General features: G+C 35.1%; 1 protein-coding gene. It reads left to right on the top strand.

What is annotated here, in order from left to right:
• Nucleotides 1-155: 155 nt before the first annotated feature.
• The coding region (locus BN349_RS22760) for an IS1182 family transposase (protein ID WP_019244592.1) at nt 156-1,622 on the top strand (1,467 nt) is incomplete at its 3' end.

Below are 1,622 nucleotides of genomic sequence, written 5' to 3'. Positions count from 1 at the left end.
TGGGACAAAACCTCCTCTGAAATGAAAAAGCCAGTGAAGTTTTACGATGAGTAAAATTTCACTGGCTTTGATTGTTTTTACAATAAAATAAGGACCACTTCTGATAAAATTAAAGTACACCACATACCAAAATTTCAATAGAAAGGTGGATCCTTATGTTTAAAGATTATAACATGAATCAATTAATTTTACCTCTAGATTTAGAAGTGAAATTACAAAATAACGATATCGCTTTTCACGTACACCATTTAGTTGAAAGTATCCCACAAGAAACATTCGAACCCTTTCTACGAAATACAGGGTGTCCTTCCTATCATCCACGCATGATGTTGAAAATTATTTTATGCGCTTATTCGCAATCTGCTTTTTCAGGTCGTAAAATCGAAGCCCTTTTAAAGGACAGTATTCGTATGATGTGGCTGGCCCAAGGCAATGAACCAAGTTACCGTACGATTAATCGATTCCGTGTGCAACCAGAAGTAAAAGAACTACTCCGCGAATGTTTTGTTCAATTTCGTACCCTGTTAGTACAAGAAAAAATAATTGACCAGGAAGCCATTTTTATTGATGGCACAAAGATTGAAGCCAATGCGAACAAATTTACGTTCGTGTGGAAGAAATCCATCGAGAAATATCATAACGGATTAATCGAAAAGTCGAACCAACTTTACAATGAGCTATTGGAAAAAGAAATCATGCCTCATATCGAACGAGAAAGTGAAGAACAATTAACCATTGAAGAACTTAATGAAATCGTTCAAAACGTAGAGGATGTCATTTCTGAATACGATAAAAAAATTGAAGAATCATCAGATGTAGAAGAACGAAAAACGTTAAGAAGTGAACGGAAATTCCCTAAGCAGGTGCGGAAACAATTACTAGATTACATCGTCAGAAAACAGAAATATCAAAGGGACTTTGACATCTTGGGCACGCGAAATAGTTATTCAAAGACAGATCTCGATGCGACATTTATGCGAATGAAAGATGATTATATGAAAAATGGTCAATTAAAAGCCGGCTATAATCTACAAGTCGCAACAGAAGGACAATACGCACTAGCCTACAGTCTATTTTCAAATCCAACAGACACACGTACGTTAATCCCTTTCTTAGATGAAATTGAGGAAAATTATTTTGAGTTACCCAAGTATATTGTCGCCGATGCAGGTTATGGTAGTGAACAGAATTATAATGATATCCTTTCCAATCGTAACCGAGAAGCTTTGATTACATATAACATGTACATGAAAGAACAAAAGAAAAAATATAAACAAAACGAATTCCATTCAGCAAACTGGTATTATGAAGAGAAAACGGATCGATACACGTGTCCAAATCAAAAACATCTCGTATTTACATATCATTCTATTCGTAAAGATAAGTACGACTTTACGCGAGAATTTAAGGTGTACGAGTGTGAAGATTGTTCAGCTTGCCCATTTCGTTCGGCGTGTACGAAAGCAAAAGAAGGAAACAATCGAAAACTCATGGTGAATGAAAAATGGGAACAACAAAAAGAATATATCAAAGAGAAGCTTTCAGAAGAAAAAACGAGTTCCATTTATCGTCAACGAAAAATAGATGTGGAACCATTTTTTGGATTCTTGAAGGCTAATTTA

It is taken from the genome of Bacillus sp. AP8, assembly GCF_000321185.1.
Classification (GTDB): Bacteria; Bacillota; Bacilli; order Bacillales; family DSM-1321; genus Bacillus_AD; species Bacillus_AD massilioanorexius.
This window is presented reverse-complemented; position numbering and strand designations above follow the sequence as displayed.